General features: G+C 42.7%; 17 protein-coding genes and 1 tRNA gene. 9 read left to right on the top strand and 9 right to left on the bottom strand.

Annotated features, from left to right (window positions below; translation table 11 throughout):
• Window positions 1-16: 16 nt before the first annotated feature.
• From IPM65_02090 to IPM65_02075, 4 genes are all read left to right on the top strand, one after another.
• Window positions 17-1,537, top strand: coding sequence for a YifB family Mg chelatase-like AAA ATPase (locus tag IPM65_02090; protein QQS44368.1), 1,521 nt, complete (start codon window positions 17-19; stop codon window positions 1,535-1,537).
• Between the two features lie 63 nt (window positions 1,538-1,600).
• Window positions 1,601-2,254, top strand: coding sequence for a hypothetical protein (locus IPM65_02085; GenBank protein QQS44367.1), 654 nt, complete (start codon window positions 1,601-1,603; stop codon window positions 2,252-2,254).
• A gap of 42 nt (window positions 2,255-2,296) precedes the next feature.
• Window positions 2,297-2,878 carry a hypothetical protein gene (locus IPM65_02080; GenBank protein ID QQS44366.1) on the top strand — a complete coding sequence of 194 codons (582 nt, stop codon included), beginning with the start codon at window positions 2,297-2,299 and terminating at the stop codon, window positions 2,876-2,878.
• 99 nt (window positions 2,879-2,977) lie between these two features.
• Window positions 2,978-3,421, top strand: coding sequence for a hypothetical protein (locus IPM65_02075; protein QQS44365.1), 444 nt, complete (start codon window positions 2,978-2,980; stop codon window positions 3,419-3,421).
• On the opposite strand, the gene IPM65_02070 is transcribed toward IPM65_02075, so the two are convergent.
• The 5 genes from IPM65_02070 to IPM65_02050 form a co-directional block, all read right to left on the bottom strand.
• The gene (locus tag IPM65_02070) at window positions 3,422-3,571 is read right to left on the bottom strand and encodes a hypothetical protein (protein QQS44364.1); all 150 of its coding nucleotides are present in this window, start codon (window positions 3,569-3,571) and stop codon (window positions 3,422-3,424) included.
• Window positions 3,568-4,488 carry a glycosyltransferase family 2 protein gene (locus IPM65_02065; protein QQS44363.1) on the bottom strand — a complete coding sequence of 307 codons (921 nt, stop codon included), beginning with the start codon at window positions 4,486-4,488 and terminating at the stop codon, window positions 3,568-3,570. The genes IPM65_02070 and IPM65_02065 overlap by 4 nt, the downstream gene beginning before the upstream one ends.
• A 79-nt stretch (window positions 4,489-4,567) precedes the next feature.
• A tRNA-Met gene (locus IPM65_02060) sits at window positions 4,568-4,637 on the bottom strand.
• A 64-nt stretch (window positions 4,638-4,701) separates the two neighbouring features.
• Window positions 4,702-5,034: a septum formation initiator family protein gene (locus IPM65_02055; protein ID QQS44362.1), complete on the bottom strand. Its 333-nt coding sequence runs from the start codon at window positions 5,032-5,034 to the stop codon at window positions 4,702-4,704.
• A 75-nt stretch (window positions 5,035-5,109) separates the two neighbouring features.
• The gene (locus IPM65_02050; GenBank protein QQS44361.1) at window positions 5,110-5,547 is read right to left on the bottom strand and encodes a GatB/YqeY domain-containing protein; all 438 of its coding nucleotides are present in this window, start codon (window positions 5,545-5,547) and stop codon (window positions 5,110-5,112) included.
• 16 nt (window positions 5,548-5,563) lie between these two features.
• On the opposite strand from IPM65_02050, the gene IPM65_02045 reads away from it, so the two are divergent.
• The 3 genes from IPM65_02045 (at window position 5,564) to IPM65_02035 (ending at window position 6,971) form a co-directional block, all read left to right on the top strand.
• On the top strand, window positions 5,564-5,965 hold the full coding sequence (locus IPM65_02045) for a hypothetical protein (GenBank protein QQS44360.1): 402 nt from the start codon (window positions 5,564-5,566) through the stop codon (window positions 5,963-5,965).
• Window position 5,966: 1 nt separating this feature from the next.
• Complete coding sequence (locus IPM65_02040; protein ID QQS44359.1) at window positions 5,967-6,545, top strand: ribonuclease H-like domain-containing protein; 579 nt, start codon at window positions 5,967-5,969, stop codon at window positions 6,543-6,545.
• Window positions 6,546-6,719: 174 nt separating this feature from the next.
• Window positions 6,720-6,971 carry a GIY-YIG nuclease family protein gene (locus IPM65_02035; protein QQS44358.1) on the top strand — a complete coding sequence of 84 codons (252 nt, stop codon included), beginning with the start codon at window positions 6,720-6,722 and terminating at the stop codon, window positions 6,969-6,971.
• Window positions 6,972-7,287: 316 nt separating this feature from the next.
• Here IPM65_02035 and IPM65_02030 read toward each other — a convergent pair whose 3' ends face one another.
• From IPM65_02030 to IPM65_02015, 4 genes are all read right to left on the bottom strand, one after another.
• On the bottom strand, window positions 7,288-8,895 hold the full coding sequence (locus IPM65_02030; protein ID QQS44357.1) for a recombinase family protein: 1,608 nt from the start codon (window positions 8,893-8,895) through the stop codon (window positions 7,288-7,290).
• 130 nt (window positions 8,896-9,025) lie between these two features.
• Window positions 9,026-9,658 carry a hypothetical protein gene (locus tag IPM65_02025; GenBank protein QQS44356.1) on the bottom strand — a complete coding sequence of 211 codons (633 nt, stop codon included), beginning with the start codon at window positions 9,656-9,658 and terminating at the stop codon, window positions 9,026-9,028.
• On the bottom strand, window positions 9,655-10,116 hold the full coding sequence (locus IPM65_02020; GenBank protein QQS44355.1) for a hypothetical protein: 462 nt from the start codon (window positions 10,114-10,116) through the stop codon (window positions 9,655-9,657). The genes IPM65_02025 and IPM65_02020 overlap by 4 nt, the downstream gene beginning before the upstream one ends.
• Before the next feature lie 309 nt (window positions 10,117-10,425).
• Window positions 10,426-10,671 (bottom strand): hypothetical protein, encoded by a 246-nt coding sequence (locus tag IPM65_02015; protein QQS44354.1) that lies wholly within the window; start codon window positions 10,669-10,671, stop codon window positions 10,426-10,428.
• 469 nt (window positions 10,672-11,140) lie between these two features.
• On the opposite strand from IPM65_02015, the gene IPM65_02010 reads away from it, so the two are divergent.
• Window positions 11,141-12,007 carry a hypothetical protein gene (locus IPM65_02010; protein QQS44353.1) on the top strand — a complete coding sequence of 289 codons (867 nt, stop codon included), beginning with the start codon at window positions 11,141-11,143 and terminating at the stop codon, window positions 12,005-12,007.
• Between the two features lie 388 nt (window positions 12,008-12,395).
• A complete protein-coding gene (locus IPM65_02005; protein QQS44352.1) occupies window positions 12,396-14,264 on the top strand; it encodes an AAA family ATPase in 1,869 nt (622 codons plus the stop codon).
• Window positions 14,265-14,267 lie beyond the last annotated feature (3 nt).

Raw genomic sequence — 14,267 nt, 5'->3', positions numbered from 1 at the left:
TTATATAATTACATATATGCTTTCAAAAGTTACAGCCGGATCAACTCTCGGTCTTCACGGAGTGCTTGTAGAAGTTGAAGTAGACGTTGCCGGCCGCGGCTTTCCCACTTTTACTATTGTCGGCCTGCCTGGAAAATCAATTGATGAAGCAAAAGAGCGGGTCAGGACTGCAGTTTCCAATGCCGGATATGAAATGCCTGATTCTCGCATCACCGTCAATCTCGCTCCCGCCGATGTTCCCAAATCAGGAACTGCTTTTGATCTTGCGATTGCAATAGGTATTCTGACGTCTTCCCGGGTTTTGGAACAGTCCGCACTTAGAGAAAGCATGTTTATCGGAGAGCTTTCACTTCAAGGGCATGTACGGCGTGTGAACGGGATTATCCCGCTCATTATTCTGGCTAAAGAAAAACAAATTACCACAGTTTATATTCCGAAAGAAAATGTTGAAGAAGCATCAATTTTTGATGATATTGATATCTATCCGGTAGGTTCCCTTGAAGAATTGATATCTCATCTTACAGGAAAAGAACGTATAGACCGATATTTACACGTTGTTGACCGGAGAGAAAACGGAAACCCGCCCGGTTTGTATGATTTTTCTCAGATCAAGGGTCAGGAACAGGCAAAGCGAGCTCTTGAGATTGCGGCTGCGGGATTTCATAATGTGCATCTGAAAGGCTCACCGGGGGCAGGTAAAACTTTACTATCAAGATCAATGCCGACTATTCTTCCTTTACTTGATAAACGCGAGATGCTGGAAGTAGCCAAAATTTATTCCGTCACAGGTGAAATCTCAAGAGAGATTTTTGACGGAGTTCGTCCTTTCCGTGCTCCACATCACACGATATCCCGCGTCGGATTGATCGGCGGCGGGAGCAATCCAACTCCAGGCGAGATATCGATGTCCCACCGGGGCGTATTGTTTCTTGATGAGTTTCCCGAATTTCCACGAAGTGTCCTTGAGGCTTTGAGACAACCGATAGAGGACGGTATTGTGACGGTCTCCAGGGCTGCAGGCACTTTGACATTTCCGGCCAGATTTCTTCTTCTGGCGGCATCGAACCCCTGTCCATGCGGATATCTCGGACATCCGAAAAGAGCATGCAAGTGTTCACCAAGCCTTGTATACCGTTATCAGAAAAGATTGTCCGGGCCTCTTCTTGACAGGATTGATCTGCATATTGACGTGCAGCCTGTGGAGGTGGGAAAACTGTCCGAGACGTATACATCAGAATCGAGTCAAGAAATTCGTGTTCGGGTTGAAAAAGCTCGTTTCATGCAAAAACGGAGGTTCGATAAAACTAATATTTCGTTTAATAGTGAGATGAGTTCATCGGATACCAAAAGATGCTGCACACTTGAAGAACAGGCATTTCAGATACTGAATCAAGCTGTTGAGCGTCTCAGTCTTTCCGCACGATCATATTTTAAGATGATCAAAATTTCCCGTACAATTGCTGATTTAGATGGTTCTGAAAAGATTAGTACTCCGCATATCACCGAAGCTCTCCAGTATCGAGCAAAAGAGTCTTAAATCACGTGTTGACAAGAAGAGAAAAATATATATAGAATGAAGGAAATACCATTTTATTTATCTATGTCAAAACATTCGCTACTTTCCAAAATCTCACTTTTGTTTGTCATTGGAATTTTTGTATACGGATTTTTCCTTCCGATGGTAAGCTCAGGTGCGTCTGTTTTTGCTGTAGACGCAAATGCTGCAGCTCTTGATTGCCCGAAACAATACAATTCAAAAACAAACGCAGAACTTACTTGGAGCTCAAACGATGCAAAAAGCCGGTTTCCTTCCTGTACCAATATTGAGACAGGTGAGCTTGGGTTTCAGATACCGTCTTTGGGGGATATATTGACATTTGCGATCCGTGCATTTTTCGTGATTGCGGGCCTTGCAGCTCTTTTCTATATGTTGATCGGAGCATTTGCCTGGGTGACATCAGGAGGAGATAAAGATGCGGTGTCGGCAGCACGCGAAAAGATACAGGCAGCTGTAGTCGGAATGATTTTGATTGTTGCTGTACTAGCGATCATCTGGACATTGGAGCAGGTAATCTTCAAGAGAAGAGTTTGTCTCGGACTTTCCTGTCCTTTGACACTTCCCGGACTTATTGAGAGAACTACAGATGGTGATTATTGCTGTGTCTGTGTGAACAGAAATACGAATGCTCTTGGCCAGATTGTCAATACGGCAAAGTATAAATGTGATGATGCAGGGCAGGCCACGGCATTGTAATTATTTCTTTTATTATTAATTTTTTACATTTATTATCAGGTTATGAAAAATATTTATAGAAAACTGATGATGCACGGACTGGTACTGTCACTGGTCTTTACCGCATTCATCTTTTTAACAGGAGGAGACGTCTCAGCTGCATGTTCGGCCGCTAAATATCAAGAATACCCGGCATGTACCTCCATTCAGACGGGTGAACTTGGATTTCAGATTCCGTCACTTGGGGATATTTTGACATTTGCAATCCGCGCTTTCTTTGTGATTGCGGGACTTGCGGCACTGTTTTACATGCTGATCGGCGCCTTTGCATGGGTGACCTCAGGAGGAGATAAGGATGCAGTATCGGCAGCACGTGAAAAGATACAGGCAGCGGTAATCGGGATGATTTTGATCGTTGCGGTACTTGCCATCATCTGGACACTCGAGCAGGTTATTTTCAAGAGAAGAATCTGTCTCGGACTTTCCTGTCCTTTGACTCTTCCCGGACTTGTTGAGACAACAACAGGAGAAAATTGTTGTACCTGTGTCTCCAATACAGGGGGACTGTGTAGCGCTGTTAATGCAACTAACGGTTGTACCAATGTTGTCATCGACGCATTTGATCCGACCAAGACCTGTAAATAAGCAACTTGAAATTCATAAACTGCTGCAGGATATTTCTGCAGCAGTTTTTTTTGGCCTGCAACCGTTGCTATTCCGCCTTACATAATCTACACTAATGATATGAAATTCAAAACTGCGTATTGGTTAACCTCATCATTCATAATTTCTCTTTTTATTCTGATGCCGTATCAGGTATCCGCTCAGATCAAAGAATGGAATGATCTGGACGGGAAAGATACGGGATTACCGCCTGATGCTCCGGGAAATACCTGTCTTGTAAACGGGGTACCGACATTGAAATGTTTGGAAGTCGTGACGGGAAACCTGCTGTTGATGACTAACGCATTGATTCTGCTGGTAATCTTTGTAATGTTTGTCATCGGAAGCTACAAATATCTCTTATCTCTCGGTGACCCTGGGAAAGTGGAGGATGCGAAAAAGACCTTTACCTGGGCGGTGATAGGACTTGTCGTGTATGTGAGTGCGTATCTGATTCTCTTTACCATTGATCAGCTTTTCCTCGGAGGGAAAGGGGATATCTTCCAGCTCAAGATCGGAGAGTAATTATTTATCAGTCGGGGCGATCTGTATGACTTTGATTCCATCTTCAGGGATCGGTGAAATGGACGTTTGCTGTCCTGTGATCCAGGAGTAAATGCCGTAAACGACCAAAGCAAGGACTACAGAGATGAGTATGATTTTCCAGTTTTTCATAAGTTGACTTTTTCCTTGACCGTGAAGTGCGGACGATTGAGAACTTCCAGATATATTTTGCTTATATACTCACCGATGATCCCGATGGTGATCAGCTGGATTCCTCCTATGAACATGACACCGACAAAAAGTCCGGTCCAACCCGTGACCCACGGAATCGGTAACAAAAATTTTCCGATAATGGCATAAATCATGCCGATAAAACCGGCAGTAGCCGCTGCAAATCCCATATAACTTGCCATTCGGAGCGGTTTGACGGAAAAAGAAGTGATCCCGTCCATAGCAAAGCTCAGCATCTTTGAAAAGGAGTAATGAGTTTCTCCAGAAAAACGCTTTTCACGGACAAAGTACACATATTCTTCGGGATATCCGCTCCAGGCCACCAGGCCTCTTAGGAACGGTGAGTGTTCCGGAAGTGATGCAATAAAATCCACAACTTCGCGATCCATGAGTCTGAAATCACCGACATCTTCCGGGATTTTCCGATCGGACAGGGCATTCATAAACCGGTAAAAAAGCTTTGCGGTCATTTTCTTAAAAAGACTGTCTACATCACGCTTTTCCCGCTTTGCATAAACGATTTTTGCACCGCTTTTCCACTTCTCGACCATCTCAGGAATGATATCAGGAGGATCCTGCATGTCTGCATCCATACTGACTACCGTATCACCTTTGGCGAATCGATAACCGGCAATAAGTGCGGCCTGATGGCCGAAATTGCGGTTAAAGGAGAGAAGCTTGATTCGTTTATCTTTTTTTGCATGTTCTTTGATAATCTCCGGAGTACCGTCACGTGATCCGTCATTAACGAATAAAATTTCAAAATCAAACTTTTCAATTATCGGAACAAGTCTTTCAAGGAGAGGAGCAATATTGTCTTTTTCGTTGTAAACGGGAATAACGATTGAGAGAAGCATAAAGTTTGTCGGTAATCAATAAACAATTATTGAGTATATTATAAAACAAATTTGATCACCGCGAAGCAATATTTTCTTGTTCCGGGGCCAGGAGTTGAACCTGGCCTAGGAGATTATGAGCCTCCTGTGCAGCCGTACACTACCCCGGAAAGGGTCTACACTCAAGCGAGTATGAGTAATTATATCTATTTTAGCTTGATCTGTCAATTTGGATCACTTGAAGACGTCTATCCATTGCTGATAGTTCGGGACCGGTGTGGGAGTGGGCGTGAGGACGGTGGGGGTCGGGTTCGGGATTACGAGAATATACTCGTTGGATTTATGAAGATTCAGTTTGTCGCGAACGATTTTTTCAAATTCATTTATGTCCTGTGATTTTACCAGTTGTGTTTTCAGCTCGACATTCCGTTTTTTTTCGTTTTCGTATTCATTCTTGTAGTCCTGATAAAACTGCTGATTTTTCCCGTAATCGATGAGACTTCTTGTGAGAGAAGTGATAAAGAATAAAATAAGCAAATAAAGGAGCAGGCGTTTGATACGTTGCATACCTAAAGTTTAACACGAATCTGTCATTCCCGTGAAAACAGCAATCCACAAAAAGATTGGAACACAGGATGAGATTTATTGAAGAGATTTTACGACCGCTGCGATTCGTGAAGATTCAGCTTCTGATTTCAGCCGTCCGATGCACATGCCGATCATGGCATTCGGATTCTTTTTAAACATTTCTTCATTTTGCGCGATAATTTCCTGTACCTTTGCTTTCAGTTCGTCATCAGATAATTCTTTGGGAAGGTAGGCTGCTATGATTTCTGCCTGTTTGGCGTTTTCTGCTGCCAAGTCTTCGCGTCCGCCTTGTTTGAAAGCCTCAGCGGCTTCCTGCAGTTTCTTGTTTTCTTTTCTCAAGACATCGACTGCTTCTTCATTTGTAAGATCTTCTCTCTTTTCGATTTCTTTGTTTTTTATCTGTGCTAAAATATAACGTAAGGTCTGCAGTTTGTCGGTATCGTGAGCCTTCATTGCAGCGATCTGATCTGCCTGTATTGTTTGTTTTATCATTTCACTATTATACCGTATGAGAACACCGAAAAAAACAGATTTGTTCGAGAAAATACGGGATTTTCAACTGACTATTCTGTCGAAAAAACCCGCTTCACAGGAAATGATGCATGAAGTACGAATGATGAATTTTAAGCTTCGTCCTCTTTCCGGGAATGTCTCTGAACTTGACTTTTCCAATTTTGATTTTATCGATGCTTTGTGGAGTCTTGGAAAGCTGGACGAGTTTTTCCGCGAAGAATACAACAACGTTTCTGATGATGAGAAAGATGCATTTTATCGCCTGGTTGATGATATTCGTTTCAACTTTCAGCAGCAGCTGAATAAGGCAAATATTGCATCGATTGACTTTGAAGAAAGTCCGAAACACATGTTCGAAGTTGAGATTATCAAAGACAATAATCTGAAAATAAACTGATATGTCTAAGTTTCCGCTGATTCTTGATCTTGAGACAAAACACACGTTCCGCGAAGTTGATGATCCTCAGAAACTGGGGATATCGGTAGTTGCGGTTTATGATTATGCAACGGAAAAAGGACAGGTATTTACTGAGCAGGAACTGAATAGTCTCTTTCCGCTTCTGGAAAATGCATCATACATCATCGGCTACAATAGCCGGACTTTTGATCTTCCGGTCCTTCAGGCATACTATCCTGGGAAAGTGGATTCTCTTTCTCAATTTGATATTCTTGATTCGATCCGCGAGAAAATTGGACGTCGTATCGGTCTGAATGATGTAGCTTTTGCCACACTGAATGAGAAGAAAACCGGTCACGGTCTGATGGCAATTGACTACTACAAAGAAGGGAAGTGGGACGAGTTGAAAAAATACTGTCTTGACGATGTCATGGTGACAAAAAAGCTCTTTGATTACGGCATTGAGAACAAGGAAATCTTTTATATGAATGAAATGGGAAAAGTATCCATTCCGGTCGACTGGCAAAAGTATATGGAGGATTCAGGGAATGATCAGACCGAGCTCACGTTGCCTTTCTAGGTTGTTGTCATACTGAACTCGATTCAGGATCTCTTTTGTTTTGAAATCAGGCGAAAAATGGTATAATAGCCCTTATCATCCCCGATAGCAGAATATGCTGTCTGGGAAGCACTTTACAATCAATATCCCCGATAGCTCTCCGCCGGCCGGCGGAGGTAGAGCAGGAATGTTATTATGTTTTTTGTCTATGCTTTATACAATAAAAAGCATGATAAGATTTACATCGGACAGACGGAAAAGCTTGAAGAGCGAATAGATTTGCACAATAGAGGCATATTCAAAGGCTCATATACAAGTAGGTATGATGGAGAATGGATATTGATCTATCAAGAAGCATGTAAAACAAGGCAAGATGCTTTGAGAAGAGAAAAACAATTAAAAAGTTATAGAGGTAGGCAGCACATTAAAACATACATTCCACGATAGCTCTCCGCCATTCGCCAGCTGGCGAAGGCGGAGGTAGAGCAGGAATGAAACACGATCCCCGATAGCTCAACGGTAGAGCAGGAAGCTGTGAAAGATCGCAGCCTTCAGTAGAAATACTGAATGGAAAAGTGGGTGAATTCAGTGAAGCCTGAAATGGTAATACTGAGCCAAGGTTCGATAATTATCGGACAAGGTGCAGAGACTAGGTGAGTACACCTCCGCCAGTTGGCGGAAAGCGCCCACTACCTTCATCTCTTAGGAGAAAAGGTAAAGATATAGTCCATGCTTTGTGGAAACACAGAGATTACATGTAACTTCAAGGTTCGTGGTTCGAATCCACGTCGGGGAGCCAGATGGGACGAGCGGGCAACAAATTGCCCTTTTGCCCCGCAACATCGGTCTTTTTGTGATGTTCGAATTTCCCATTTTCAAAATCGTCGATTTTATCCACTTTCGAACAATTAGTCTCGTTGACCGCTTCGGAGAGTATCTTGAAGGCTTTGGAGTATTCCCAGGAGAGTTTTCCGTTATTAAGTATCAACTTGCCAAATACCAGTCTGATTAAGGCTCGTTGCTCGTCTAACATGTCTTTTGCTTTGGCTTGGAGATAGATTTCCCTGGCTCTTTGAGAGAGTTCATAGAGGTTTATGCCCAGGTTCAGGTAGCCTGTGCTGGCGGTTGAGTGCCTTTTCATTGATTCGGCGACTTCGTCTTTTTCCTCTGAGTATTGCTTGAATTTCCTAGCATAAAAGTCTGGGGTAATCTTTTCATCCAGCTTATCGTCGTATAACTTATCCATCCGCTTCTGAATTGCCTCGTAGCGGGCTTGTAGCTCGCCGACAGTGCTGTTATGGTATTCGATCTCGTCCTGATGGCTTTCTTTGAGCGCTTTCTTGAGCCAATCGACTATGCGGCTATTCTTAAGTTTCAATCCGTCAAAGCCTGAAAGTAGTTGTTCTTCAACCTCTGGTTCTTTAACCCAGCCTTCCTGGGTGCAGGCGTGATAATGATTGCAGTGTCCGTAATGATGCCCTCGGTGCATTTCCCAGGTGATTAAGCCGTCGCACTCAGCACAGCGGATCATTCCCTTGAAAAGGTAGTCGTGTTTGTTGTATTTGGGTGTTGTTTTGCTCACAAGTAGTGCCTGAACTTTATCAAACAGCTCTTTGCTAATCAAAGGCTGGTGTTTACCTTCATGAATTTCGTCGTTCCATCTTATTTTACCGATGTAAAAGGGATCTCGTAAGAGGGAGTGGAGACGGCTATTAACCAGCCTATTGCCTTGTGGAGAGCGCATGCCCTCGTCATACATGGTTTGCGCCAGCCTCTTTATCGAGTAGTCACCAGAGGCGTATAGTTCAAACATTTTCCTCACTAGGGGTGCTGAGCCTTCGTCTATGATGTGGATTTTGTGTCCAGTCTCACCAACAGTCTTATATCCTAGTGGGGGCTTGGTTGGTATCCAACCCTGGGCGAGCTTTTCTTTCTGTCCTTTCTTTACATTCTCGGAGAGCAAGCGGACATAATACTCGGCTGTCGCTACCTTTACCCGCCACATGAACCACTCGTGAGAGCGGGAGGCGTTGTGTAACACACAGCCTTCTTTCGCCAAATGGACTTGGTGTTGATCGTCTTCCATGATCCACTTGTCGATGGTTGGCACATCGGAGAAGTTTCTGGTAAGCCTGTCTGTGGTTTCAACGACGATGGAGCAGATATTTTTCTTTCTGACAAACTCAAGCATCTCATTGAAGGTTTTTCGCTGAATTTTGCCTGCAGCCGACTCGGAAATAGCAAATACCCTGCCGACCTCTAAGCCTTGTTTTTCGGCATACTCTCTGAGGAACTTCTCCTGGGCTGGTAAGGAGTAGCCTGTCTCCTCTTGTTCTTTTGAGCTGACACGGCAGAATATGGCAGTTTTCATAGTAATTTTGCAACACACAACATAAAGAAACTTTTAGGGAATATCAAACAGAGATGCCCTTCTTCTCGTATGTAGTGTGTTATATACGAGAATCTTTGTTTCAGTGATATTTTTTGCAAGATTAGATTTTTCATAGTTTTAGCTTTGAATTGTTGTTAATTTCATCCCTATTCTGCCCACTATTTGTCCTATTTCTGCCGTCATTCTGCCGAACTACTGCCGACCCATTGCCGTCGTTTCTGGAGAAGTTTTGGGGTAGTATTGGAGAATTCTCACCGCCGTTTTTTGGTGTAGCCTTGGTGTATCTTTGGCGTAACTTTACCGCCATTAAAAACGATGGGTTGTTGCGCCTTTGATCTGTAAACCAGAAGTATGTTTCCTTACATTGTTCCCTCGTCCATTTTTCCTTCCTTTTAACCCAGCGAAACCTACAACACCAGCGGTCAAGTGTTCTGCGGTATGGTAGTCCTCCTCTCCTGGTAAAAAAAGGCGCTTGTTTGTTATTGGCTAGTGCGGCAAGTTTGGCGCGTAGTTTTACAAGACTGCCAGCCTCACAATAAAGCTGAAGGTTTTTATATTGAGCCTCGGATTCACCTATTAACTGAGGAATTACTTCCTCAAAAGATTTTGGGACATGGCTCGGCTTGGGCTTACGAGATGACTTAAGAGTAACCTCCTCCGTTTTTTTCTTATAAGAGGGTCTGGTTTTTGTTATAAAAATCTTGTTAGAAAGCTGGTTCTGGTTATGTTGTTTGTTATTCATTTTGTGTTAAAGCTAAACGAGTTAACGAGCTTTTGCCTTATTTGAAGGAATTTCTCCATTTGTTCTTCACGACAACTGAGAGTCTTGGGATGGGGATTAAAAATAGAGACGATGTCTGGGTTAAGGTAGTATTTGTTGTTAGTGAAGACCCAGACTCCCTTCTCATTTGTCTTTCTCCCTCTTTCAACCAGTAAAACCACCTCATTCTGATATTCTTTTGTTTCAAGTCTGGCAATCCTTCTGCTGACACTGGCAGTATTCTTTATGCCTAGTATTTGTCCTAGTTTCTTCTCGGAGGGATAACAAACGCCGTTCTGATCCATAAACATTGCCAGGGCTGTTAATGTCTGCCAGTCTTCAGGAGAAAGGACGGTAAACAATCCTCCATAAAATATCGGATTTCTCCATACCTGGATATAAAGCTCTTCAGCTTGTTTTGATTGCTGGTTTTTTGTCATAGTCATTGATCGTCATTTTTATTGTTTCCTCTTTTTTGCCTGGGCAATTCCTCTCTTTATTGCCTGACTGAGAGCTGCCTTATAAGCCTTTTCAAGCATTTCTTTGGTTTGTTTGATGATAGATACTTGTTCGTTAGACATGGTTTTCACCTCATTTGCATAATTTTGTTGCCTCAATTTTTATAAGAGTCTCGGTAAACCCTAGTAATGTCATGGCAATCTCTGTAACTTCCTGGAGTGTCAATTTGAGCTGGTAGTCTTCTTCCAGGATCTGTTTTAGTTCTAGTAATAGGTTCCTACTTATCATGGTTATCCGTTTGCATATAAGCGCGCCTTAACAACGCGCAACTGATTAAAATAGACTTGTGGTGACACCTTGATTTCGTCGCGGTAATACTCGGCGACGAGATCCTGAAGTTTTTCCGTGTTTTGGAAAATAAACAAAGCCTTACGAGGATTAGATCGGTCAATGTCTTCGATGGGACACCAAAGAGAGAGGGTGGTAGCCAGTGAGAGGTCGCTGGTTGAGTAGTAATCGTTATTAAGTGTATTCATAGTTATTAGGCAACAAAAAAGGGGCTGCAACTTCTAAATACACGCGAGTGCGTATACTCAGAAGTCACAGCCCCGATCGTTTCGTTAGGCTTTACTTCCTATCTATCCTCATTGAAACAAATCCCAGGTGCCAATTCAAGATACCTTTTGTTCATATTTGTTTACATTATCTCCACTTTTGACCGTTTCTGGTTGTTATTTTTAATTCCCCTTGGAATTGATAGAATATGAGTAATTGCCTAAACCTCTTTATGGGGCATGGCAGATAAAAAATCCCGCTACAGGGTAGCAAGCTCCTCGTTCAGGAGACCTGTAGCGGGTCGTAGCTCGAAAGGGTTACGGGTAGCGAAAGCTACCGCCTGGCGGGGAGCTTTTTGCATTGATTTGACAATCTCCCCCAAGCGAAGTTAATATGCAACACCTCTAGGGTAAAGTTATTAATTTAGCCTGTAAGGAGGTAAAAATGATAATGAAACATAAAACAAAATCTCGAATTATTCCTGCAGTTTTATTCCTGGTTATTCTTATTATCTTGGGAGTTGTGTTAGCTCCTCGTTTTTTAAGCCAATCTAAGATAGGGCAATCTTTGCAGGAGAGTGTAAAAGACAAAGAAGTAGCCGCGCTCCTGGTAACCCTGAGCGCGAACCCTAATAAAGACTCTCAGGAGTATAAAGAAGCGCGTGAGAAGTTCTGTTTGTTAACCGCTCGTCCTGCTGCTGAGAGGGAGAAAGCTATTGCTAATATCCGTGAGTTTTTGGGGATGTCTGATATCCCTGTAGAATTCCTCTGTAGTAGGTTTAACAACAAGCCTGGTGATAATGGAACGGACTATAACAGCCCAGCTTCAGAACACTATGAAGCAGCTCGATTTGCCTTTACCATTGACCCTAAGACCAATTACATCGTAGAGGTAGGAGAGGCAGAGCGCCGTTGGGGAACAAAAGAAGACGGCACGCGCTGGTTTGAAAACATGCCTGAGTATGACAATACTCCCCGATATACGACCAAGGAGCAGGTTCGTAAGGTAGCTGAAGAGTTTATGACCAAGCATAAGGATATTTTTGGCGTTGATATCTCCAATATGACTTATGAATTTGAAGGCACAAAACCTGGCAACTTCTTCGTAAAGTGGTATGACTACTCAAAACCCTTCACTAAAGAATACGAGGAGTGTGGTGATGTTGATACTACTCGTGAGGGGGCGTATAAAAATGACCAAGGAGTCTGGTGTCTCAAAACCAAATCCACTCGTTACCCCATGGTCAGCCTAACAGTTACCCAAGGCGGTCAGGTGGCGGTCTATGACAACGAGGGTTGGGATATTGAAAAGCTATAATCAGAACAGTATGAAAAAGTGGTGGTCGGTTTTTGTAATCTTGGCGATCCTTCTTGTATGGTTTCTGCTTACTGCTGATTGTGTGATTAGCCGATTCACTAACTCTGGCATTCCTGTTGATTGGGCGAATATCAAGGATTGCAGTTATTGACTCCCAAATTTCCTCAACACAGCTCCAACGAGGCTTCTGAAGCTAAATTAAGGTAGTCTGATGCCACCCCAGGCACGAAAGTCCCACACAAGCCGCTACGCGCGGTCACGGGCGTGTTCGCTCCATCTGTTCTCTTACAGTTTCCTCATATTTCTTGTATAATTAAGTTGAGCTTTACATAAGAGCAACGCTCACCTGCCCTTTGTAGAGGGCAGTTTTTGTAAGCGAAAGATTAAAATGAGAATTAAAAAGGTTCGGATCAATAACTATCGTTCAGTCCAGAATTCTGGAGATATCTATCTTGAGGAAAAGGTTACTATACTTGCTGGGAAAAATGAGTCGGGGAAAACTGCGATATTAGAGGCGGTTGAAGATTTTGATAAAGACAAGGAAATTAGAAAAGAGGCTAAACCTATTTTTAATGAGGAGGCCGTATCACAGGTCGCAATTACCTTTACATTATCAGCAGATGAGATAAACCCTTTACTGCAGGCAATCGGACTAGAAGGTAAAGAGCAAAAATCTTGTGACCTTACGATTACTAAGACATTTCCTAAAACCTATGACCTCGATGGTGACACATCTAAGTGGCTAAATGGAAAATTAGATGGGCAAGCTAATGAAATAAGGAAAGCCATAAAAGGAAAGGCGTCTTCTGTTTCTTTAGTTCTGAAAAAAAATGAGGCAGTTGGTTTGACTTTACCAGAGCTGGATTTTAGTGATGCAGCGCCACTAGTAAAGCAATTAACTGATTTTCAACAACAACTAACCCCGCTTTTGCCAAAGATCGAGGATGAGGCACAGAGGAATACTGCCACTCAGTATATGGCCGAAGCCGTGAAGTTAGCTCAACAACTTCAGACAACTCTTGATCTAGAGAGAAAGTTTACAGACGCGCTGGTCAAATCGACCCCAAACTTTATCTACTTTGATTCTTTTGAAAATCTTTTGCCGTTTCAAATTCCCTTAGCTGAAGCCAAGAAAAACAAGGCGGTGCTGAATTTTGCTAAAATTTCTGAGATAGACCTAGACCTCCTTCTTAACGCAGAACGAACACGACAGCAAAACATCAACTACCTGAGTCGTAAATCGACCACGATTACGGGAGATTTCTTGGATTTTTGGAATCAAGATAAGGTTGAACTTGAAGCAATGCTTGACGGAGATAATTTGGTATTTGGCTTTGTTGAAGAAGGTAAAAGTGAAAAGTTCAGCATGCAGCAACGAAGTAAGGGCTTCCAATGGTTTCTCTCTTTTTATATCCAGCTCAAGCTTCATTATGAGTCTGGCACACAAAACTACCTTTTGGTTGACGAACCTGGGCTTTATTTGCATGCTAAGGCACAAAGAGATGTTCTGAGCGTTTTAGAGGATCGTTCAGCCAAGATGCCAGTCATTTTCTCCACACATTCTCCTTACTTGCTCGATCCAGACAAATTGGATCGGGTGCGTTTAGTTTTTAGAGGACGAGAGGATGGGACGACTGTTGAATCAAAGATTCACAAAGTGTCGGACAAGGAAACCTTAACCCCTATCTTGACTGCAATAGGACTTGAAATAACGAGTGGAATTACCAATCCTGACAAGCTCAATAATGTGGTGGTTGAGGGGCCTTCCGATTGGTATTACCTGACAGCTTTTAAGACGATCTTAGACGATGGGCAGTTAAACTTTATTTACGGTGGCGGTTCAGGAAATATGCCAAAAGTGGGAACAATCCTACATGGTTGGGGTTGTAAGGTGCTATACCTTTACGATAGTGACCAGGGCAAGAAGGATGGAGAGAAAAACCTAACAAAAAGGTGGCTAGTTGAAAAAGCACAAATCAAAGCGGTTTCGGATAGCGATGGCGTGCGGATAGAAGATTTGTTTACCCAAGAGGACTTTATAAATCATGTTATAGAAGACAGCTCAAAAACTTATAAATCCAGCAACTCAGAGTATGTCACCAAAGCCAAAGCTGACAAAGTTTTATTAGCTAAAAAGTTTTTATCTAGAGCTACTGAAGTAAAAGATAAACTTTCAAAGGATACCAAAGAAAACTTCAAGAAAGTATTCGATGTTCTAATTAAAGAGTTTTCTGGTGAGGAAAAAGCGAAGGCTTAGTTT

This window comes from Candidatus Roizmanbacteria bacterium, assembly GCA_016700135.1.
In the GTDB taxonomy this organism is placed as follows: Bacteria; Patescibacteriota; Microgenomatia; order UBA1406; family GWC2-37-13; genus UBA1450.
Note: the sequence above shows the minus strand (reverse complement) of the source record. Positions and strands in the feature narration are given on the sequence as shown.